We start from the raw sequence: 2,467 nt of genomic DNA, 5'->3' as shown, positions 1-2,467 counted from the left end.
CGCCGGGCGGAACAGCATTGGTGAGTTCAAGTCATCGAGCCAGCCCGCGCAGCGCTCAGGACGGCAATCTGCGGATGACGCGGTGATCGGGAAGGGGAGGGCCGGCGTTCAGCCGCGGGCGCTGCGCGGCATGCCGGCGGTGCGCGGCTGCGCCTGGCCCGGCGCGGTCTCGACGCCGAGCGCGGGCAAGGCGAGCGTGCGCTGACCGCGGAAATCGACATGGCAGACGATCAACCCGCGCTCCTCGATATAGCTGAGCACGCGCCGCGCGCGGCTGGGGGAAGCGCTGCCATAGACCTCCGCCAGCTCCGCATCGCTGGGGCAGGGCTGTCCCTCGATCGCGGTGCGGGCGATGTAGAGGAAGAGCCCCTGCAGGTCCTCGGGCAGCGTGCCGGAGGCGGCAACCGCCGCCTGCCAGCCCTCGCTCGTCGCGATGCTGTCGCTGACGCCGGCCCGCGCCACGGCGAGCCTGCGGCGGAATTCCTCCAGGCTCAGATTCGTCCGGCCCAGCCGGCGCATCCGGCAGCGCACGGTGAAGTCCTGGTAGAGCACGGCGACCTGGCGCGAGCGCGCCTCGGGATCGCCCATCAGCTCGCGCAGGATCTCGACCATGATAGCCTCGCGCTCTCCCGGCTCCAGCTCGATCTCCGGCTCGGGCTCCGGCTGAGGGGTAGGGCGATAGGTCTCGATCCGACGAAGCACCTCGTTCGGATCGGGGCGCGGGCGCGGCGCGGGGCGCACCGGGCGCGCCATCGGCGGCGGCTCGTCCTCGCCGGGGGTGAAGATCAGCTTGCCGGCCTCTTCCGGCGCCTGCTCGGGCAGCGGCATCAGCCCCGGTGCGCCGCCGCGGTCGACCGAGGTTACGGCGCCGATCCGCAGCGGCAGCGGCCGCTTCGAAAGGGCGGGGCCGAGCGCGACGAACTGGCCGCGTTCGAGGTCGCGGAACATCTCGGCCTGGCGCCGGTCCATGCCGAGCAGGTCGGCGGCGCGCTGCATGTCGATGTCGAGGAAGGTCCGCCCCATCAGGAAGTTCGAGGCCTCGGCCGCGACGTTCTTGGCGAGCTTGGCGAGGCGCTGTGTCGCGATGACGCCGGCGAGCCCGCGCTTGCGGCCGCGGCACATCAGGTTGGTCATGGCGCCCAGCGAGAGCCGGCGCGCCTCGTCCGATGCCTCGCCCGCCATGACCGGCGCGAAGAGCTGGGCTTCGTCGACGACGATCAGCATCGGGAACCAGAGCGAGCGGTCGACGTCGAAGAGCCCGCCGAGGAAGGCCGCGGTGGCGCGCAGTTGGTCGTCGGCCTCGAGGTTTTCCAGGTTGAGCACCACCGAGACGCGGTGCTGGCGCACGCGCAGCGCGACGCGCTGCAGTTCGGCCTCGCCGCATTCGGCATCGACCACGACATGGCCGAACTGGTCGGCGAGCGAGACGAAGTCGCCCTCCGGATCGATGATCGCCTGCTGCACCAGGGGCGCGCTCTGCTCCAGCAGGCGGCGCAGCAGATGCGACTTGCCCGAACCCGAATTGCCCTGCACGAGCAGGCGCGTCGCCAGCAATTCGGCGAGATCGATCAGACCGGGCTCGCCGGTCCTTGTCGTTCCCATCTCGATCGCTGTCGTCATACTGCTCGCAAATCGCCTTGATTGGTCGGGCGCAGGGGCGCGACCGCGGCTTCTAGCATGGCCTCGCACCCGCTGGACGCAGGGCAGCCCTGCCTTCCACAGCAATCGCCACCGGCAGATCCGGTCAGCGCGGGCAGCGTAGCGAGCGCTCCTGCCGGACGATGTCAGCGATCGCGCGGCGGTCATTGGCCGAGAGCGGCACGTCCTCGATATTGTCGTACTGGCAGCCGGCATTGCCGAAGGCGGCGATCGCGCGCTGGGTGCGGAAGCAGTAGCCCTGTGCCTTGTAGATCTCGTTGCGGGCCGTCCAGAGGTCCGCGCAGGTCCCGGGATTCGCACGGGCCGGGCTTGCAGCCCCGGCGACGAGCAGAAGGGCGGCGGACAAGGGAAGGCAAAGGCTGCGCATCGGGGTGATCTCCGGAATGACGGGCGCGAGCTTTGCGGGAGGGGCCGCGGCAAGGCAACTGTCGGCAGGCGACATGACGCTGTCGCAACGGGCGGCTTTGCTGGGAAATCCGGAGCGGGCGGGGCGATGCGGTTCGGCTATTGCGAAAGACTCGATGCGAGCTTCTGGGCCGAACCGGCCAATGCGGTGACGAACGGCGCCTTCGTCGTCGCGGCCCTGGCAGCCTCCTGGCTCTGGTGCCGGCAGGAGCAGCGCGACCGGGTGGCACTCGCCTTCATCCTGCTCGTCTTCGCGATCGGGATCGGCTCCTTCCTGTTCCACACCATGCCGAATCGCGGGACGGTGCTCGCCGACGTGGTGCCGATCCAGCTCTTCGCCTTCGGCTATTTCGCGTTCGCGTTGAGCCGCTTCCTCGGCCTGCCCGCGGCGGTCACCGCCATG

Annotated in this window: 3 protein-coding genes; 1 reads left to right on the top strand and 2 read right to left on the bottom strand. The window is 70.3% G+C overall.

Annotated features, from left to right (window positions below):
* Positions 1-108: 108 nt before the first annotated feature.
* Both ACIPIA_RS14260 and ACIPIA_RS14255 read right to left on the bottom strand, forming a co-directional pair.
* Positions 109-1,620, bottom strand: a complete 1,512-nt coding sequence (locus ACIPIA_RS14260; protein WP_400510497.1) for a helicase HerA domain-containing protein — start codon at positions 1,618-1,620, stop codon at positions 109-111.
* Positions 1,621-1,744: 124 nt separating this feature from the next.
* Positions 1,745-2,026, bottom strand: coding sequence for a YARHG domain-containing protein (locus tag ACIPIA_RS14255; RefSeq protein WP_400510495.1), 282 nt, complete (start codon positions 2,024-2,026; stop codon positions 1,745-1,747).
* A 126-nt stretch (positions 2,027-2,152) separates the two neighbouring features.
* Here ACIPIA_RS14255 and ACIPIA_RS14250 point away from each other — a divergent pair.
* Positions 2,153-2,467, top strand: a 315-nt coding sequence (locus ACIPIA_RS14250; RefSeq protein WP_400510494.1) for a ceramidase domain-containing protein, incomplete at its 3' end; no start/stop codon positions are given.

The organism is Allobosea sp. CER48 (genome assembly GCF_044752385.1).
Classification (GTDB): domain Bacteria; phylum Pseudomonadota; class Alphaproteobacteria; order Rhizobiales; family Beijerinckiaceae; genus Allobosea.
The sequence above is the reverse complement of the archived record's forward strand: the minus strand, read 5'-3'. Positions and strand labels throughout refer to the sequence as shown.

Bases quoted from the DNA above. Each gene is read 5' to 3' on its own strand.
- ACIPIA_RS14260 (WP_400510497.1), bottom strand. From the start codon at position 1,620: ATGACGACAGCGATCGAGATGGGAACGACAAGGACCGGCGAGCCCGGT.
- ACIPIA_RS14255 (WP_400510495.1), bottom strand. From the start codon at position 2,026: ATGCGCAGCCTTTGCCTTCCCTTGTCCGCCGCCCTTCTGCTCGTCGCC.